The sequence below is a fragment of the Acinetobacter wuhouensis genome, from assembly GCF_001696605.3.
GTDB lineage: Bacteria > Pseudomonadota > Gammaproteobacteria > Pseudomonadales > Moraxellaceae > Acinetobacter > Acinetobacter wuhouensis.
Window position 1 is genome coordinate 2781600 of the sequence record NZ_CP031716.1, and the last position, 18185, is coordinate 2799784.

General features: G+C 38.7%; 18 protein-coding genes. 12 read left to right on the forward strand and 6 right to left on the reverse strand.

Annotated elements, in window-relative coordinates:
* Window positions 1–386: 386 nt before the first annotated feature.
* The 4 genes from rubA to oxyR all read left to right on the forward strand — a co-directional run bounded on the left by rubA (window position 387) and on the right by oxyR (window position 3776).
* The gene (rubA, locus tag BEN71_RS13885; RefSeq protein WP_068974687.1) at window positions 387–551 is read left to right on the forward strand and encodes a rubredoxin RubA; all 165 of its coding nucleotides are present in this window, start codon (window positions 387–389) and stop codon (window positions 549–551) included.
* A gap of 102 nt (window positions 552–653) precedes the next feature.
* Window positions 654–1844: an NAD(P)/FAD-dependent oxidoreductase gene (locus BEN71_RS13890; protein ID WP_068974686.1), complete on the forward strand. Its 1191-nt coding sequence runs from the start codon at window positions 654–656 to the stop codon at window positions 1842–1844.
* A gap of 74 nt (window positions 1845–1918) precedes the next feature.
* The gene (gene estB, locus BEN71_RS13895; protein ID WP_068974685.1) at window positions 1919–2857 is read left to right on the forward strand and encodes an esterase EstB; all 939 of its coding nucleotides are present in this window, start codon (window positions 1919–1921) and stop codon (window positions 2855–2857) included.
* A gap of 13 nt (window positions 2858–2870) precedes the next feature.
* Window positions 2871–3776, forward strand: coding sequence for a LysR family transcriptional regulator OxyR (oxyR, locus tag BEN71_RS13900; protein ID WP_068974684.1), 906 nt, complete (start codon window positions 2871–2873; stop codon window positions 3774–3776).
* Window positions 3777–4114: 338 nt separating this feature from the next.
* Here oxyR and ppk1 read toward each other — a convergent pair whose 3' ends face one another.
* Both ppk1 and mtgA read right to left on the reverse strand, forming a co-directional pair.
* The gene (ppk1, locus tag BEN71_RS13905; protein ID WP_068974683.1) at window positions 4115–6196 is read right to left on the reverse strand and encodes a polyphosphate kinase 1; all 2082 of its coding nucleotides are present in this window, start codon (window positions 6194–6196) and stop codon (window positions 4115–4117) included.
* A 159-nt stretch (window positions 6197–6355) separates the two neighbouring features.
* Window positions 6356–7030, reverse strand: a complete 675-nt coding sequence (gene mtgA, locus BEN71_RS13910) for a monofunctional biosynthetic peptidoglycan transglycosylase (RefSeq protein WP_068974697.1) — start codon at window positions 7028–7030, stop codon at window positions 6356–6358.
* A 74-nt stretch (window positions 7031–7104) separates the two neighbouring features.
* Between mtgA and BEN71_RS13915 the strand changes: the two genes are divergently transcribed.
* Entirely contained in the window at window positions 7105–7914 is an 810-nt protein-coding gene (locus BEN71_RS13915; RefSeq protein ID WP_068974682.1) for a rhomboid family intramembrane serine protease, read from the forward strand.
* A 466-nt stretch (window positions 7915–8380) separates the two neighbouring features.
* Window positions 8381–8650, forward strand: a complete 270-nt coding sequence (locus BEN71_RS13920; RefSeq protein ID WP_068974681.1) for a DUF4282 domain-containing protein — start codon at window positions 8381–8383, stop codon at window positions 8648–8650.
* Window positions 8651–8884: 234 nt separating this feature from the next.
* On the opposite strand, the gene BEN71_RS13925 is transcribed toward BEN71_RS13920, so the two are convergent.
* Window positions 8885–9409, reverse strand: coding sequence for a YecA/YgfB family protein (locus tag BEN71_RS13925; RefSeq protein WP_068974680.1), 525 nt, complete (start codon window positions 9407–9409; stop codon window positions 8885–8887).
* A gap of 67 nt (window positions 9410–9476) precedes the next feature.
* Window positions 9477–9683 carry a PA3496 family putative envelope integrity protein gene (locus BEN71_RS13930; RefSeq protein ID WP_004722524.1) on the reverse strand — a complete coding sequence of 69 codons (207 nt, stop codon included), beginning with the start codon at window positions 9681–9683 and terminating at the stop codon, window positions 9477–9479.
* Window positions 9684–10077: 394 nt separating this feature from the next.
* On the opposite strand from BEN71_RS13930, the gene rpoD reads away from it, so the two are divergent.
* The 6 genes from rpoD (at window position 10078) to BEN71_RS13960 (ending at window position 16695) form a co-directional block, all read left to right on the forward strand.
* The gene (gene rpoD / locus BEN71_RS13935) at window positions 10078–11970 is read left to right on the forward strand and encodes an RNA polymerase sigma factor RpoD (RefSeq protein WP_068974679.1); all 1893 of its coding nucleotides are present in this window, start codon (window positions 10078–10080) and stop codon (window positions 11968–11970) included.
* Between the two features lie 132 nt (window positions 11971–12102).
* The gene (locus tag BEN71_RS13940) at window positions 12103–12390 is read left to right on the forward strand and encodes a YbeD family protein (RefSeq protein WP_068974678.1); all 288 of its coding nucleotides are present in this window, start codon (window positions 12103–12105) and stop codon (window positions 12388–12390) included.
* A gap of 191 nt (window positions 12391–12581) precedes the next feature.
* Window positions 12582–13241: a lipoyl(octanoyl) transferase LipB gene (lipB, locus tag BEN71_RS13945; protein WP_068974677.1), complete on the forward strand. Its 660-nt coding sequence runs from the start codon at window positions 12582–12584 to the stop codon at window positions 13239–13241.
* Window positions 13242–13321: 80 nt separating this feature from the next.
* Window positions 13322–13855: a hypothetical protein gene (locus BEN71_RS13950; protein WP_068974676.1), complete on the forward strand. Its 534-nt coding sequence runs from the start codon at window positions 13322–13324 to the stop codon at window positions 13853–13855.
* 3 nt (window positions 13856–13858) lie between these two features.
* Window positions 13859–15046 carry an iron-containing alcohol dehydrogenase gene (locus BEN71_RS13955; RefSeq protein ID WP_068974675.1) on the forward strand — a complete coding sequence of 396 codons (1188 nt, stop codon included), beginning with the start codon at window positions 13859–13861 and terminating at the stop codon, window positions 15044–15046.
* 263 nt (window positions 15047–15309) lie between these two features.
* Window positions 15310–16695 (forward strand): APC family permease, encoded by a 1386-nt coding sequence (locus tag BEN71_RS13960; RefSeq protein ID WP_068974674.1) that lies wholly within the window; start codon window positions 15310–15312, stop codon window positions 16693–16695.
* A 74-nt stretch (window positions 16696–16769) separates the two neighbouring features.
* Here the strand turns inward: BEN71_RS13960 and BEN71_RS13965 are convergent, their stop codons facing one another.
* Together BEN71_RS13965 and BEN71_RS13970 are read right to left on the reverse strand one after the other, a co-directional pair.
* Window positions 16770–17324 (reverse strand): flavodoxin family protein, encoded by a 555-nt coding sequence (locus tag BEN71_RS13965; protein ID WP_068974673.1) that lies wholly within the window; start codon window positions 17322–17324, stop codon window positions 16770–16772.
* 44 nt (window positions 17325–17368) lie between these two features.
* Window positions 17369–18070, reverse strand: coding sequence for an SDR family NAD(P)-dependent oxidoreductase (locus tag BEN71_RS13970; RefSeq protein WP_068974696.1), 702 nt, complete (start codon window positions 18068–18070; stop codon window positions 17369–17371).
* Between the last annotated feature and the right edge of the window lie 115 nt (window positions 18071–18185).

Sequence of the window (18185 nt, forward strand, 5' to 3'; positions counted from 1 at the left end):
TATACAAAATAATGGGTATAGAAAAATAGCCATTATATTTTAAGCTTTTAAGCACATATTTTCTGCTAGACCTTAGTCGAAACACCATGATTTAGCATATATTTTAAGCAATCATAAAATTTAGAATAAAAAAGTCTAAACTCGTACTATTTGAATTGTTAGACAATTTATCAAAAAATTAGCTTATTCAACAGCGCTTTTGGCCTTTACTGCCATACAGCTTTTAAATAAGTCATATAAACTGCGATATTACTTTACATTAGGTATAGAACTGCGTAAAAATTTAAACAAATATGTACCTTTTTGCATATTCATTGAGTCAAAGCAGTAGATGGAATTTTACTGACAGAGTATAAAAAATCGCCTGTCAGAAATTGGAGAATCAGATGAAGAAGTATCAATGCATCGTTTGTGGTTGGATTTATGACGAAGCAGAAGGTTGGCCACAAGATGGCATCGTAGCAGGTACCAAATGGGAAGACATCCCAGATGACTGGACTTGCCCAGACTGCGGTGTTTCTAAAGCAGACTTTGAAATGGTAGAGATCTAACAGATTACGTAAAGACCATGTTTACATGGTCTTTTTTACGTGTATTTCTACAATAATAATCAATTAATATTCACTCTTATTTAAATGTGTATGGAGAAAGATATGCAACCAATCGTCATCATCGGTTCTGGCATGGCGGGTTATACCCTTGCAAGAGAATTTCGTAAATTAGATACTGAACAAGAATTGGTAATGATTTGCGCAGACGATGCGGTGAATTATGCAAAACCAACACTTTCAAATGCCCTTGTTGGTAAAAAAGCACCCGAGCAAATTGGCTTAGGTGATGCTGAAAAAATGAGTACGCAACTCAATATACGTATTGAAAAAGAAACTTGGGTGAAAAATATTGATGCAGCAAAACATGAACTCAGCATCGAAAAAGATGGACTAGTTTCAACCCAAGCCTATTCGAAATTGATCCTTGCTGTAGGTGCAAATCCAATTCATCTTGCAATCGCAGGTGATGGAAGCGATGACATTCATGTAGTTAACTCATTAATCGACTACCGCGCTTTCCGTGAAACGCTAGAAAACTGTAGTACAGGTGAGTGTGGTAATAAACGAGTTGTGATCTTGGGCGCAGGCTTAATTGGTTGTGAATTTGCCAATGACTTACAAAATACGGGGCATCAAGTCACCGTGATTGATCTCGCACCACAACCACTCGGCCGTTTATTGCCAAGCCATGTAGCACAAGCCTTTAAACAAAATCTTGAAGAATCAGGCATTAAATTTGTACTGGGTACGACTGTAGAAAAAGTATCTAAAGCAGCTCAAAGTTACATCGTATCATTGGCAAGTGGTCAATCATTACCCGCAGATGTCGTACTTTCAGCGGTCGGTTTACAGCCCAATATTGCTTTAGCCAAAGAAGCCGAAATTAATACCAGTCGCGGTGTAATTACCAATACTTTACTCGAAACCAATCAAGCAGATGTATTTGCCATTGGTGACTGTGCTGAAGTCAATGGAACGCTTCTTCCATTTGTCATGCCAATCATGCAACAAGCACGTGCTTTGGCGAAAACACTCAGTGGTCAAACCACTCAGGTACACTACCCTGCAATGCCTGTTGCTGTGAAAACGCCAGCTGCACCATTAACAGTTCTCCCTGCTCCAATTGACGTTGAAGTAACTTGGGAAAATGAAGAATTTGATGACGGTATGTTGTCTAAAGCAACCGATGCTGAAGGTACCTTACGCGGTTTTGTACTTTTAGGCGCAACTGCAGGCAAACAACGTCTAACATTAACTAAACTTGTTCCAGACTTGATTCCTGCAGCAGTTTAAGGTTTAAATAGCAAGGATATTTTTTAATCAAGAAATTTATCTACTAAAAAATATCCTCGCTTAGGAAAATAAAAATGAATAGCGCACTTCAATTTCAAGTTTCACCGTATGCTTCTTTTATGAAAGAAACCAAAGTCGATTTAGGCAATGGTATCCAACTCCATATTGAAACAGGTGGTAATCCTGAACATCCGACGATTTTATTGATCATGGGGTTGGGTGCGCAAATGTTATTTTGGCCTGATTTTTTCTGTAAATCTCTAATTGATCAAGGCTTCCATGTGATTCGCTTTGATAATCGTGATATTGGCTTATCTTCTAAAATTCGCCACAAAGGCCCTCGTTTAAATTCTTACAAACTGATGAGCCGTTTTGCTTTAGGTTTACCCAATGATGGTGCGCCATATAACCTTTTCGATATGGCAGATGATGTTGCACTCTTGATTGATCGTCTAGGTTTAAGCAAAGTTAGTATTTTAGGTGCTTCAATGGGTGGGATGATTTCGCAAATTGTCGCTGCCAAATATCCAGAAAAAATTGAAAAAGTCGGTTTGTTATTTACCAGTAATAACCAACCTTTGCTTCCTCCACCATTTCCAAAGCAACTCTTTAGTCTAATAGGCAAACCACCTTCACGAGATGAAGATGGGATCGTGAACCACTCACTCAAGATATTTCAAACAATTGGTTCACCTGGCTACATCAATCAAGTTGATGCAATTCAGACAGCAAGAAAATTATATCGTCGTAGTTATCATCCAGCGGGTGTACTTCAACAGTTTTTAGCAATATTATGTACAGGTTCCTTACTAAAATTGGATAAACAGATTATCAAGCCTACTTTAGTGCTTCACGGCTCTAAAGATCGCTTATTACCTCCAAGTCACGGTAAGGCTGTTGCAAGAGCAATTAAAGACGCAAAATTTGAATTAATTGAAGGAATGGGGCATGATATTCCACCGCATTTTGTTCCTCAAATTAGCGGCTTGTTTGCACACCACTTTAAATCATAAGCATTAGGACACTATGGCTGCATTACCATCCCTACGACAGCTGTCATACTTAGTGACATTGTCTGAGACGTTGCACTTTACTGAAGCAGCGCGCCGTTCGTTCGTCACTCAGTCCACTTTATCTGGTGGTATTATGGAGTTAGAACGTTTATTGGGTGGCGTACTCGTAGAACGTGATCGCCAAAACGTACGTTTAACTCCACTTGGTGAGCAAGTTGTTGCCCGAGCTCGTGTTCTCCTCGCCGATGCACAAGACTTAATGCGTTTAAGTCGTGAAATGAGTGAACCTTTAACGGGTGATTTGCATTTAGGGATTATCCCGACGATTGCACCATTTATTTTGTCGCAACTTTTGGAAGAAGTGCATAAGCAACTTCCAAAGATTCAATTGCATTTGCATGAAGCACAAAGTGAAAAGATTGTTGAAAAACTTGAGCACGGTAATCTCGATGTAATCATGTTGGCTTTACCATTCGACACGCGTGGTTTAAAAGTTGCTGAAATTGCCAAAGAAGACCTTTTCTTGGTCTGCAACAGAGCAGATCAGAATGCGATCAATGCGCGTAGTTTAGATGATCTAGATCTTTCTCATTTAATGTTATTGGAAGAAGGTCATTGCTTACGTGATCACACTTTAAGTGTTTGCCCAATCGGTGAACGCAAAAATGATCACCGTTTAAAAGCAAGTTCTTTACCTACACTGGTGGAAATGGTCAGCTCAAATTTAGGCTATACCCTACTTCCTGAAATTGCGATTCATGCACACATGTTGAAGAACAATGATCAGATTGTGGTTAAACCAATTGAGAATGCTCCATCACGTACGCTAGCTTTGGTGACACGTAAAAGTACACCATTACAAAGTGAATTTGATGTCTTGGTACAAATTCTACAAAAAATTATGGCGAATTTGCACTAATTTTAAAGATTTAGTGAAAACTGCAAAAACAAAGGAGCTTTATAGCTCCTTTATTTTTTGTAGCTGAATCAAGTTAGATGCGTGGAATAAATGCAACGCACATTTTAAATTTACAGATGTCCTTATCTAAAGTAATGCCAGTCAGTTAAGCAGTTTTGAATCCTCCCCAACCCTCCTTTTCCAAAGGAGGGAGCTTTTCATTACTAAAAACTATTTTAGTTACACGTAGTTCCCCTCTTTTTTAAAGAGGGGTTAGGGGAGATTTTAAAAGTTCATACAATAATTTTGCTTAATTAATCTGCATTATTTATCCAAAGTGCATTTGTAAACACATTAAATTAACCTGCAAAATGCTCAACCAGCGTTTGTTGCGCATTATACGGTGTTTCACCATCTTTCAGTTGAGCGCGCAACCACGTACCGTCACCTTGGAGTAACCATGCTTGCGTATTATCTTTGAGATAATTCACTAAACCTTGTTGATAAATACGCTTCTTCAACGCAGGATCTTCAATCGGGAAGCAGACCTCTACACGATTGAATAAGTTACGATCCATCCAATCCGCACTTGAACAATAAATTCGCGCATTACCATTATTCCCAAAATAATAAACACGGGTATGTTCAAGGAAACGTCCCACTATCGAACGGACTCGAATATTTTCAGAGAGGTTCGGCAAGCCTGGACGCAAGCAACAAATTGAACGAATCAGTAAATCAATTTGTACACCTGCTTGCGATGCTTCATATAACTTATTGATCAACTGCACTTCTGTTAATGCATTCACTTTGACAATAATTTGCGCAGGTTTACCCGCTTTAGCATTGGCAATTTCTTCATCGATAAACGCAACCAATTGCGCATGCAAAGTGAACGGTGCATGTAGAAGTTTTTTCAACTTCGGCATTTTCCCCATACCCGTAAGTTCTTGGAAAATACGATGTACATCTTCACACAACTCTTTGTCAGTAGTCATCAAACCGTAGTCAGTATAGATTCGTGCATTGGTCGCATGATAGTTACCTGTACCTAAGTGCACATAACGAACCAATTTATTATTCTCACGGCGTACCACAAGGATCATTTTTGCATGGGTTTTATATCCCACGATCCCGTAAACAACGACTGCACCCGCTTCTTGCAAAACATTAGCCACCGCAATATTTGACTCTTCATCAAAACGCGCACGTAGCTCAATCACTGCGGTAACTTCTTTACCATTACGCGCTGCTTCTGCAAGCACCTGAACAATTTCAGAGTCTGCGCCACTACGGTATAAGGTTTGTTTAATCGCTAAGACTTGCGGATCACGAGCCGCTTCACGTAATAAATTAATAACTGGTGCAAAAGATTCAAACGGATGGTGTAGTAGAATGTCTTGCTTCTGCATAGCTGAAAAAATATTTTCAGACTTTTTCAAAACTTTTGGAATTGCAGGTACATGCGAGTCATAACGCATATGAGGACGTTTGAAGTTAGAGACCAAACGAGCCAAATTCACTGGACCATCAACCTTATAAAGTTGAGTTTCTTCTAAATCGAATTCATCCAATAAATAATCATAAATATGTTCAGGACAATTCTGCGTCACTTCCAAACGCACAGCACGACCAAAACGACGTGAACTTAATTCGCCTTTAAGTGCCTTGGCTAAGTCTTCAACATCTTCATTTAAAGCCAAATCAGCATTACGTGTTACACGGAACTGATAACAACCTGTCGCTGTCATTCCAGGGAACAAGTCAGAAACATGTTCGTGAATAATCGCTGAAAGCATCACAAAATGCTCTTTACCACCTGTCAATTCATCAGGTAGGCGAACCACACGTGGTAGTGAACGAGGCGCAGGAACAACTGCTAAATCAATTTGACGACCAAAGGCATCTTTACCTTCTAAGGTTACAATGAAATTTAGACTTTTATTCACCAAACGCGGGAACGGATGCGCTGGGTCTAGACTAATCGGGGTTAAAACAGGTGCAACTTGCTCTTGAAAATACTTTTTAATCCACACTGATTGCGCAGGGGTTAATTCACCACGACGCAAGAAGCAAATATCTTCTTCACGAAGCTTTGGAAAAATTTCATCATTGAGAATACGATACTGACGCTCAATCGCCTCATGCGCAGTTTTTGAAATTTGATCCAAGACTTGTTTTGGTGTTAGACCATCTGGAGAGCGACTTTCATTGCCGAGCGTTAATTGCTCCATCATTCCAGCAACACGAATTTCAAAAAATTCATCCATATTACGAGAGAAAATCAATAGGAAATTCATACGCTCAAGCAAAGGATGGATTGGGTCTACAGCTTGTTCTAATACGCGTAAATGGAAATCCAAAATCGACAGTTCACGATTGATATATCGTTCATTATAAGAATATTCTGTAGGTGTTGTTGTCGTCACTGCGGTGTTCATGCAATCAACCTGCATCAAAAAAATGTCATAATTCTAGTATGCTTCAATTTTGTGACAATTTCATAAAAATAACTTTTATTCCTAAAAAAAGCACAAAAAAATGTGCTTTGATCTACCTTTTACAAAACTATTTTAAAAACATCATTTTGCGCTTTAATTTCAATCTGGAATCCGCGTATAACGCATATATTTTAAAACCATACGTTTACGATAAAGTAATTTTGAATCATTATGATGATCTTGATAATACTTCGGATTTGGCAATAACACTGCTAAAAATGCAGCTTGTTCCCGTGTTAATGACTTCGAACTTTTCCCAAAATAATGTTGCGCCGCCGCTTCCACACCATAAATATGATCACCAAACTCAACAGAGTTCATATAGACCTCGAGAATACGGCGTTTCGTCCACATCCGCTCCATCATTGCTGTGGCAATGGTTTCCTGCCCTTTACGTAGATATGAACGGCGATTATAGAAAAATAAGTTTTTCGACAATTGTTGCGAAATCGTTGAACCACCTGCAACCACTTTGTCTTTTTTCAGATTCTTCTGCAACGCATTTTCAATCCCGTCCCAATCAAAACCATGATGGTCAATGAATCGCGCATCTTCTGCTGCAACGATTGCATGCTTAAAATTATCACTGATCTGATCATAATCACGCCACTGATGCTTAATCGGTTTAAAATCGGATAAATATGTCCAACGCATAAACATCGTGGTATCAACATCATGCGTACGCCAATAGACTAGACTTGAAAAAATCCACAACTGAATAATCACCAAAATACTGACAATGATTAACAAAGCACGAACAATAAAAGCTTTCATGTCAGCCATTTACTCCGAAAAATCTGATGTTTCATGTTAAGCTGAATAAATCTATAAAAAAGCTAAGCAATAGCATGTCAAATTCACAAGATTATTCAACATCTAGCCCGATTAAAAACCTGGGAAAAATAACCCTCTTACTGATTATTATCAATGTCGGATTATTTGCCATCCAAGTGCTTTCAGGGGTAAATATTACTGATCCAACAACATTGGATGCACTGCGTTGGGGTGCTGATTATGCACCTTTAACTTTCCTAGAGGAACCATATCGTTTATTTAGCAGCATGTTTTTTCACTTCGGCATTCTGCATTTAATGATGAATATGTGGGCGCTTTATATCTTTGGTGATGTTGCAGAAAAAACCTTTGGACGCTTTTACTTTTTGGGACTTTATTTACTTGCCGGGTTAATGGGTAGCTTACTCAGTGGTTATCTCGACATTCGTAACAGCTATGAACTTCTACAGAATTTTGACCAAAAACTGATTCCTCACGTATCTGCGGGTGCATCGGGTGCTGTAATGGGACTGGGGGGTGCATTGACCCTACTTTCACTCTTTCCACCAACGCCGCATCAACGATTTATTCTCGATAAACGCTCATTACTCACAGTCTTGGCAATCAACTTAGCATTTGGATTTTTCACTTCTGGAATTAACAATGCCGCACATATTGGTGGCATGATCATGGGTGCAGTTTTGGCACTACTGTGGTATCTCAACCAAAGAGCCAAAGCCAATCATGTGGTCAATATCATCATATTAATCATCGGTGTGATCGCCACTTATGGTGCATATTTATATTGCCAACATCTCATTCAACCGATTAGCCCACTATGGCAAGAAGCTGTAGCACAAATGCGGAATCAATTTAATTTCTAGTCTAATTTTGAATAATCGTTATCCACTTATTAGAAATACCATTGAAACTTTTAGAGCCGAATAGCATAGTTATGCTGCTAAAATAACACCGTATGTACGCCTAAAAGTTTCAATCACTCAGTTTAATGGCCCATTCTCTTATTCAATATGTAATTCAACAGTGAGCACTATCTAACACCCAAGAGAATGACCATGTTTTTAAAGCTCCAGTAAAATTAAAATCCAAATGACTTTTACACAGATGCTATTACAAATATATCCCCGTCTAGAAAATCACAAAAAAACCTACTTAATAATATGATATTATTAAGATTTAATAAAATAATATAAATATAATAAATCTATACTAATCAATAAAAATTGATTCATCAAAAAAACTGCACTAATATCACCTCGTGTATTTTTTAAACACTTATAAAACTTAATGCACATCTCAGCATATTAATAATATAAATAGGTATTCCATATGAATAATTTACTCACCCTAAACGACATGCTTACCCCGAAAATCGTGACTGTACTTTACTGGTTAGGCTTAATCGGTGTAGTGATTGCAGCTTTATCCACTTTATTTGGCTTTGGTTATGGTGCATACGCTGGCTTTTTTAGTCGCCTAATCAGCGCTGTACTTATTTTAGTTTTTGGTGGTTTAGCAGTCCGTGTTTATTCTGAACTTTTAATTGTCATTTTCAGAATCCATGAAAATTTGAAAAAAATCGCAGATCGCCAACCGTGATGACTAAGTTAAGTTATGTTCAAGATTGATCTAGTTTTATGGTGTATAAAGCTAATATTTACAAGAATGCTTCAATCAAAAGCAAAAAAAGCATGTGACCTAAAGTCGCATGCTTTTTTTAATCTGATTTACAATCGATCTAATACATAAGCTACCGATTACAACAGCGCAAGATATTTCTTACGCAGTTGTATAGATACTTGAGCCACGACTGAAGCGGCACAAGATGCATCCTTAAGCAGGCGTATGATACATGAGATAGATTTCGTTCAAATTCTCAGGAATTTCTTCCGCGATTTCGTCCATCAACTGACCATTACGACGGAAAGATTCCATTTGTGGATCTTCATCATCAATACCACTGAATACCATCATAGGCAAAGTCAAATCAACGATTTGCTCTTCAAATTCAGGAGCAAACCAAGCTTCTTCATTTAAGAACATCGCATCAACAAAACCAACGCTCCAGTCACCTAAGCTCGATTCCACTTCTGCTTCTTCAATTTCAAAAGGAAACTCAATCCCTTCTTCATTGGCCAAATTTTGACGAAGCGCTTCTAACCAAGCTTTTACTTGAGCAATAATTTCAGCAGGGACTTTCTTTTGATTGTTGTCAAACAGCTCTTCAAGCCATTTATCAAAATGAGGACCCACAGCAATTGCACATAAAAAACCATGTGTCGCTGCAAAATCTAGACCAAACTCATTTTGGTCACCATCTAGATAATCGCTCAGTAGGTCTAAATCTAAAGCACTCATTTTGTTTCCACTATTTCTATATCAGGGTTGAAGCATAGCATTTTCACATACTATGCCTAAAGCATTTTTAATCTTCGTCGTCGAAATCATCATCATCGTCGATGTCATAATCAAAGTCTTTTAAGTCTTTTTCTAAACGACGTTGTGCAAGTAAATCATCGATCAAACGTCGCTTTTCTAAAGATTCTTTGGCGCTAATTTTGCTTGATGACTCATCGAAACTCACATCATCATCACCGTAGTTATCATCTAGTTCAAAATCTGTCGAAGACACTAAAACTACCTCATAATGAAAAAAATTGAATGGGTCTAGGCGCTATTTATCTGTCTTATAAAAACTTGTCAAGTTTTATTTGTATTTTTAACATATAAAGTTGAAATTAGGCTTTTTTATTCCCCACTTTTATGCCATGATATAATCCACCTTACGTTTTACTGTTTGATGACACTTTAAAGTCATTTTGAATAGCTAATCGTATGGAATGATCTTGAAAATAACAATTTCACCTCCATTTATTTCATTGAATTTACATACTCAAAATTTTATCGGAACAGTTTTTAGCTGATTATTCTGATGGATTGAGTGCGCTATTCATAAAGATATTTCAATAGATTGTGCATGAGTTGCATAGTTTTACTGCCACAGATTCAACCAAAAGAGAGTAAAGATGAGCGAAATGAATTCCCCTACTTCGCAAGTAGCGGCTCTTATTAGCCGAGGCAAAGAACAAGGTTACTTAACTTACGCTGAGGTTAACGATCATCTTCCAGACTCAATCACTGAAAGCGAACAGATTGAAGACATTATTCAAATGCTTCAAGACGTGGGTATTCCTGTACATGAGCGCGCGCCAGAAACTGACGACACCATGTTTGAAGGGAATAATGAAGGTGGTGATGAAGTTGCAGAAGAAGAAGCTGCTGCCGTACTTGCCTCTGTAGAAAATGAACCTGGTCGTACCACTGACCCTGTCCGTATGTATATGCGTGAAATGGGTACAGTTGAGCTTTTGACACGTGAAGGCGAAATTAGCATCGCAAAACGTATCGAAGAAGGGATTCGTGACGTTCTACATTCAATTGCATACTGGCCAAATGCGGTAGAAGTTGTTTTACAAGAATATAAAGATTACGAAACAGGCGAACGCCGTCTTGCTGATATTTTATCAGGCTATCTTGACCCTGAAACTGATGAAGAAATTCCTGAAGTTTTAGAAGAAGAATCTGAAGAGATCGATGAGGAAGAAGCGTCTTCAAACAAGCCGACCAAAGATGTGAAGTTGGATGATGATGACGAAGAAGAAGAGTCAGGCGATAGCGATGATGATTCTGAAGGTGAATCTGGTCCAGACCCTGAAATTGCCAAAATGCGTTTTGAAGAATTAGAAACCGTTTGGAATACAGCAAAATCAACAATTGCTCAACATGGTCGCAATAGTGCGCAAGGTGTTGAAGCAATGGAAGCGCTTGCAACTGTATTCATGATGTTCAAATTCACACCACGCTTATTTGATATTATTTCAGAAATGATTCGTGGTACACATGAGCAAATCCGTACTTCTGAACGTGAAGTGATGCGTTATGCCGTGCGTCGTGGTCGTATGGATCGTACGCAATTCCGTACATCATTCCCAGGTCAAGAATCAAATCCTGCTTGGTTAGATGAACAAATTGCAAAAGCACCTGCTGAGCAAAAAGGTTATTTAGAAAAAGTTCGTCCTGATGTATTGGCATTCCAACAAAAGATTGCGGATATTGAAAAAGATCTTGATCTTAACGTTAAAGAAATTAAAGACATTTCTAAACGTATGGCGATTGGTGAAGCCAAAGCACGTCGTGCGAAAAAAGAAATGGTTGAAGCCAACTTACGTTTGGTTATTTCGATTGCGAAAAAATACACCAACCGTGGTTTACAATTCCTTGATTTAATTCAGGAAGGTAACATCGGTTTGATGAAAGCCGTAGATAAGTTTGAGTACCGTCGTGGTTATAAATTCTCAACTTATGCAACTTGGTGGATTCGTCAGGCGATTACCCGTTCGATTGCAGATCAGGCGCGTACTATTCGTATTCCAGTACACATGATCGAAACCATTAACAAGATCAACCGTGTATCTCGTCAATTACTTCAAGAAATGGGTCGTGAACCTACACCTGAAGAATTGGGCGAACGTCTGGAAATGGACGAAGTTAAAGTTCGTAAAGTACTTAAAATCGCCAAAGAACCGATTTCGATGGAAACGCCAATTGGTGATGATGAAGATTCGCACTTGGGTGACTTCATTGAAGACAGCAACATCACATCACCTGTCGATGCTGCAACTTCAGAAGGCTTAAAAGAAGCGACTCGTGAAGTTCTTGAAAACTTGACTGAACGTGAAGCAAAAGTATTGAAAATGCGTTTTGGTATCGACATGCCAACCGACCATACTTTAGAAGAAGTGGGTAAACAGTTTGACGTAACACGTGAGCGTATCCGTCAGATTGAGGCGAAAGCATTACGTAAATTACGTCATCCTTCTCGCTCTGAACACTTACGTTCATTCTTGGAAAATGATTAATTTTTAAATTTAAATTATCAATCTGCGAATACTTTGGGGACTTGAAAACTTATCGAGTAACCCCATTAAGTATTTAAGAGAAACACAATGCCTGCACTCTTGCAGGCATTGTTAATAGATTAGAGGTGAAACATGTTAGACCGCACTCCATCTCGTGAACTCCGTGAAGATCTTTGGGTTTTTCCAATGGATTATCCAATTAAACTGATTGGTAATGCGGGTGAAGAATTGCGTGGTGCTGTGATTGAGATTTTGGTAAAACATTTTCCAGAATTCGATGAGGCATCATTGGCTGTACAACCTTCACGTACAGGCAAATACCATTCGATTACAGCTCAGTTACGCTTTGAAGAACTAGAACAAGTTCATGCGCTTTACGCTGATCTTGCTGCTTGCGAACATATTCGTACAGCACTATAATTTGAAATGATAAAAAGACACGTCGCTATGGCGTGTTTTTTTATGTTTAAATTCTCTGATAAGAAAAACATTGCAAAATATAAAGTTGTTTTATGAATGATAATTTCTTTACATAATCATTGCACTGCCCCATTCGCATAAAACTTCTTTATAATGAATTTTATTTACATCTATTTTAAGGACACCAATCCGTGAACGATGCTGTTCTAAAACCCCATCTGATCATCCGCGAATACCAAGAATTAACTCCTTATGCTGATCGCTTTCAGGAAATGAAAAGTTTTACGGAACAGCGTGATGAAAACTCTCCTGATCAACTTTGGATTTTGCAACATCATGATGTATTAACTCAAGGACAAGCAGGAAAACCTGAACATATCCTGATGCATACCGATATTCCTGTGGTACAGTCAGATCGTGGCGGACAAGTCACTTGGCATGGGCCTGGGCAAATGGTGATTTATTTCATGTTCGATTTGAATCGTTTAAAATGGAATGTCCGTAGCTTGGTCACTTATGCAGAAAATCTGATGATTGATCTACTGAAAAAATACGACATTGAAGCTTATGCAAAACCCGATGCACCTGGGGTCTATGTCAATGAACGGAAAATAGGATCACTGGGATTTAAAATCCGTAAAGGTCGCAGTTATCATGGTTTGGCACTGAATATTGATTGTAACTTGGATGGTTTTCATACCATCAACCCATGTGGCTATGCGGGTTTGGAAATGGTGCGGATTTGTGATTTAATGGAAAATTATCCAAAATTCAATCAATTGGCAGATGATGTCAGCACATATTTTAAAGAAAGTGGCTTTTTTAATGACGTAGAAGTCATTTCACAATAAAGCACTTCCCTTTTGTACAAAAACAAATTAGAGTAAATACTCTAAATTATAAATATTAACTCAAATGAAGGGATAAGCGAGTGATTTCAAGTAAATCTGTAAAACCCGCTTTAGAACAAGCCTATGTCAAACTCATGATGGACGTGATTGGCAGAGGCTTGGTCATGGCGAGCCAAGTTGATGATGAAATTAGACATGAAGTATCTAAATTCCCTGTCGGCTTTGTACTTTCGATGAAAGTTTTTCCAAACGGAGCATCTTTTATTGCCAAAGTGAATGAAAAACATCAGCTGGAGCTAGTGACTTCTTTGCAAGGCAAACCAGATCTCACCATTACGTTTAAACATATACACCATGCATTTTTAGTGTTTTCCTTTCAGGAAAGCACCTCACAAGCTTTTGCCAATGACCGTATGATCGCTGATGGAGATTTATCCAATGCGATTCGTTTGGTCCGTTGCTTAAATAAAATGGAAGCATTAATTTTACCCAAAATGGTTGCAGAACTTGCAGTTAAAGAATATCCAACTGAACTCAGCCTAAAAGAAAAATTATCAGGTGCAGCGAATATTTATCTCAAAGTTGCCCAATCATATTTAAAAAGGAGTGCATAACGCATGGCTGCTAAACCGTATTACGAATTTTTTTGTCCTGTAAAAGTCATTGCTGGTCATGCTGCACTTGAACATATTCCTTATGAATTATCATCACTGGGTGCAAAACGCCCGATGATCATTACTGACAAAGGTGTACGTGCCAACAATCTACTTGCACCAATTGAAGCAGCATTTACCTCGACAGATGTTGAAATCAGTTTTATTTTTGATGATGTTCCGCCTGATTCAAGTCTAGAAACCGTACGTGCTGTTGCGCAAGCTTATCGTGCCAACAACTGTGATGCGATCATCGCTGTAGGTGGTGGTTCAGTGATTGATACGTCTAAAGCAGCCAATATTTTGGTGACTGAAGGTGGTGATGACCTGACAAAGTACTCAGGTGCGCACAATCTACCACGCCCACTGAAACCTTTTTTTGTGATTCCAACCACATCAGGAACAGGCTCTGAAGTGACCATGGTTGCTGTGGTTTCGGATAATCAAAAAAATGTCAAAATGCCTTTTGCATCGAATTATCTCATGCCAAATGCAGCCATTTTAGATCCACGCATGACACAAACCTTGCCACCACATCTCACAGCGATGACAGCAATGGATGCAATGACCCATGCAGTTGAAGCTTATACGTGTATGGCGGCGAATCCTATTTCAGATGCTTATGCAACTGCTGCAATTAAAAAAGTCAGCGCAAGCTTATTCAATGTTTTAGACAATCCAACCGATGCTGATGGTCGTTTAGAACTGGCTCAAGCCTCAACAATGGCAGGCATTGCATTCTCCAATGCAATGGTCGGTTTGGTACATTCACTGGGTCATGCGCTTGGTGCAGTTGCACACTTGCCACATGGTTTATGTATGAACCTATTCTTGCCGTATGTGTTGGAATTCAACAAAGAAGTCAATGGTCATAAAATCGCTGATTTATTATTACCACTTGCAGGTGCGGATATTTATGCGCAAACCCCTGCCAATCAACGTGCAGACAAAGCGATTGCCTATATCAATACCATGCGTGACCGTATTTATGCCTTAACCAAATTGCCACGTACTTTGAGTGAAACAGGCAAAATCACTAAAGAACAATTGGATGAGGTTGCGGACAAAGCGTTAAATGATGGTTCGATTATTTATAATCCGAAAGAAGCCACATTTAAAGATCTCAAATCTATTTTAGAAAAAGCTTGGTAATTGTTGAAAAATAAGCCAATATAAGCTGTAAATAAGCCTGATGTTTTCGAACATTGGGCTTTTCATTTATAGAAGAAAATTTCTGTGCTTTTTTTATACCAAGTGGCATATTTTCTGCTAAAAAAAAGCGTAAAGTTACTGACAAAAGTTTGCATTTGGAGTAGATTGGCGCACTTTTGTTTTATTCTTAGGGAGGATCGTTCGTCTCAAACGATCCTTAGATATATGACTGATCCTTGATCAACGATAAGAGGATAACGCCGTTGACAATTAACTCTGGGACTCAATCGGCAGCTAAACTGCAAAAAACGCTAGGCTTCTGGCACATTATCATTATTGGTTTGGCTTATATTCAACCCATGACGCTTTTTGATACCTTTGGTTTAGTATCAGAAGAAAGTCATTTCCATGTACCCACGTCTTATATTGTTGCTTTAATTGCAATTTTATTTACATCTATTAGTTATGGTCACATGATCCGTCGATACCCTTCGTCAGGTTCAGCCTATACTTATGCACAAAAATCGATTCATCCCAATGTCGGCTTTATGGTCGGTTGGTCATCTTGGTTAGATTATTTACTCTCTCCAATGGTGAACATCATCCTTGCTGTGATCTATTTAGAAGCACTTTTCCCAGAGGTTAACCATTGGGTTTGGGTGATTGGTCTCACGGCTGTGATGACGGGGGTCAACTTACGTGGTGCAAAATTTGTTGCGAATTTCAATAGTCTCATTGTTTTCGTACAGTTAGGTGTAATTGCGTACTTTACATGGATGGTTTATCAACTACTTTCAAGTGGTGTAAACGCAGACGGCACGCTCGTCAATGCGAAATACCAATTATGGAGTTTAGAACCATTTTGGAATGAAATGACCAGTGTTGGAGCACTCATTACAGGTGCGACCTTACTTTGCTTCTCATTCACAGGTTTTGACTCGTTGAGTTCACTTGCTGAAGAAACCAAAGACACTGAAAAGACTTTGCCTCGCGCAATTTTCATGACCGCGTTATTTGCAGGGATAATTTTCATTATCAGCACCTACTTCATGCAAATTTACTTCCCGAACGATCCTAAAACTTACTTTGAGGATGTCGCAGCAACACAGCCTGATATTTTACAAGCTGTTGGTGGTGTCGCATTTAAAACTGTCGTGCTTTATTTTGCGATTGTGACGGTAATGGCTTCAGGGATCTCAGCACATGCAGGTGTATCACGTTTAATGTATGTGATGGGTCGTGATGGCGTGATCAATAAAAAGATTTTTGGTCATATTAGCCCTAAAAACTTCACCCCTTCGTACAATATTCTCATCGTTGGTATTGTTGCATTAACTGCTGGTTTCATGGATCTTGATATTGTTATTTCTATGATCAGCTTCGGTGCTTTAACAGCATTTACATTTGTGAATTTGTCAGTGATTTCACGCTATGCACTTCGTGATGGTCGTACTAAATCATTCAAAGATATTCTCAGTTTTGTGATTATTCCTTTGCTTGGTTTTATCAGTATCTTTGCGATGTGGCTTGAAATTGAAGAAACTGCATTAAAATTCGGTCTATGGTGGGCAATGTTCGGTATCTTGTACTTAGGTTATAAAACCAAAGGCTTCCGTTACCCTGCGCCACAACATAATGAACATGAATAAGAAATTGATTTAATGATTCAAAATTACAAAAGGCGCTGAATGCGCCTTTTGTTTTTTTAATCACTTTGCTGTGATCAACCCACAAATTTATCTGTAATCGTTTTTACACGTTGTGCATAAGCACGTACCGTATCCAAATCACCTTGTGGAATTTCCTCTGCTGAAGCATCCGCTGGGCTTTGTACCATCGCACCACCAAAACTTCCCATATAATTAATATCATTGCGAGCAGCGGACTTCTTATTGGAGGGTAGAATCCCCAAACTGACCCAAATACCACCATGTTGCAAAGCAAGCGCCTGTAATTGAATCAGTGTCATTTGCTTGTCACCATTGATACTGCCACTGTTGGTAAAGCCTGCAAAAATTTTATCTTGCCAAGCACGAATAAACCAACGCTTAGACGAATCATCTGCAAATTTCTTAAACTGCCAAGGCGTAGAAGCCATATAAGTTGGTGCACCAAAAACAATTGCATCGGCTTGATCCAAATTACTCCATTGCTGTTCTGAAATATTACCTTGTTGATCAATCGCAATTAAATCTGCTTGAATTTCATTGGCAAAATTCTCAGCTACCACTTTGGTATGCCCATAACCTGAATAATAAACCACTGCGACTTTAGACATGTGAAAACCTCTTCATTGGTTAAATAAAAATAGAGAATGTAAAATTAAAGACTGATATAGCTTGGAACCTTTGCAGTCAGCCCTTGTTTTAATTGCTGACTTGACTCACCGACCAAAACCTCAAAGGCATTTTGTTCAATGCCATCAAAAACATGTTCGGCAACGACTTTGGGTGAAACTTTTTCAATATCTAAGGTTTGAGTCAGATCGGTATCAATAAAACCAACATGGACACCCATCACCTGCAGATTAGATTTGGCAAACCATTGTCGTGTGCTATTGGTAAAAGACCATGCCGCAGCTTTAGACATGGCATAACTGGCTAAAAATGTACTAGGTTGCCAAGACACATCGGACAAGATATTGACGATATAACTTTCAGGCTGAGCGGATAACACGGGAGAAAATTGCTGCGTGCTATTGATCATGCCATATAGATTGGTTTCTAAAACTTTACGTGTAGTTGCAACAATTTCATCATCTACAGGGCTTTGATTCAGACGTGCAATGCCTGCATTATTAATCAAAATACTGACATCACCACATTCAGCCACAGCTTTTTGAATTGACTCAGGATCGGTAACATCAACGTGTACAGCGATCATGCCTTGCTCATGAAAATTGTCTGTATTACGCATACCTGCATAGACTTTCTTCGCACCACGTTGCACTGCTTCTTTGGCAAGTACAAGCCCTAAGCCACGATTGGCACCTGTTATAAAAACCACAGCATCTGTTATTTTCATTGTATTTGCACTCTTGTAAATTTTGATCTGCGACATCTCAAACGACTCTTCAGTTTCAAATGAAAATGCTGCACTGATCAATTTCAGGAACTGATATGAAAGAATAGATTTATGA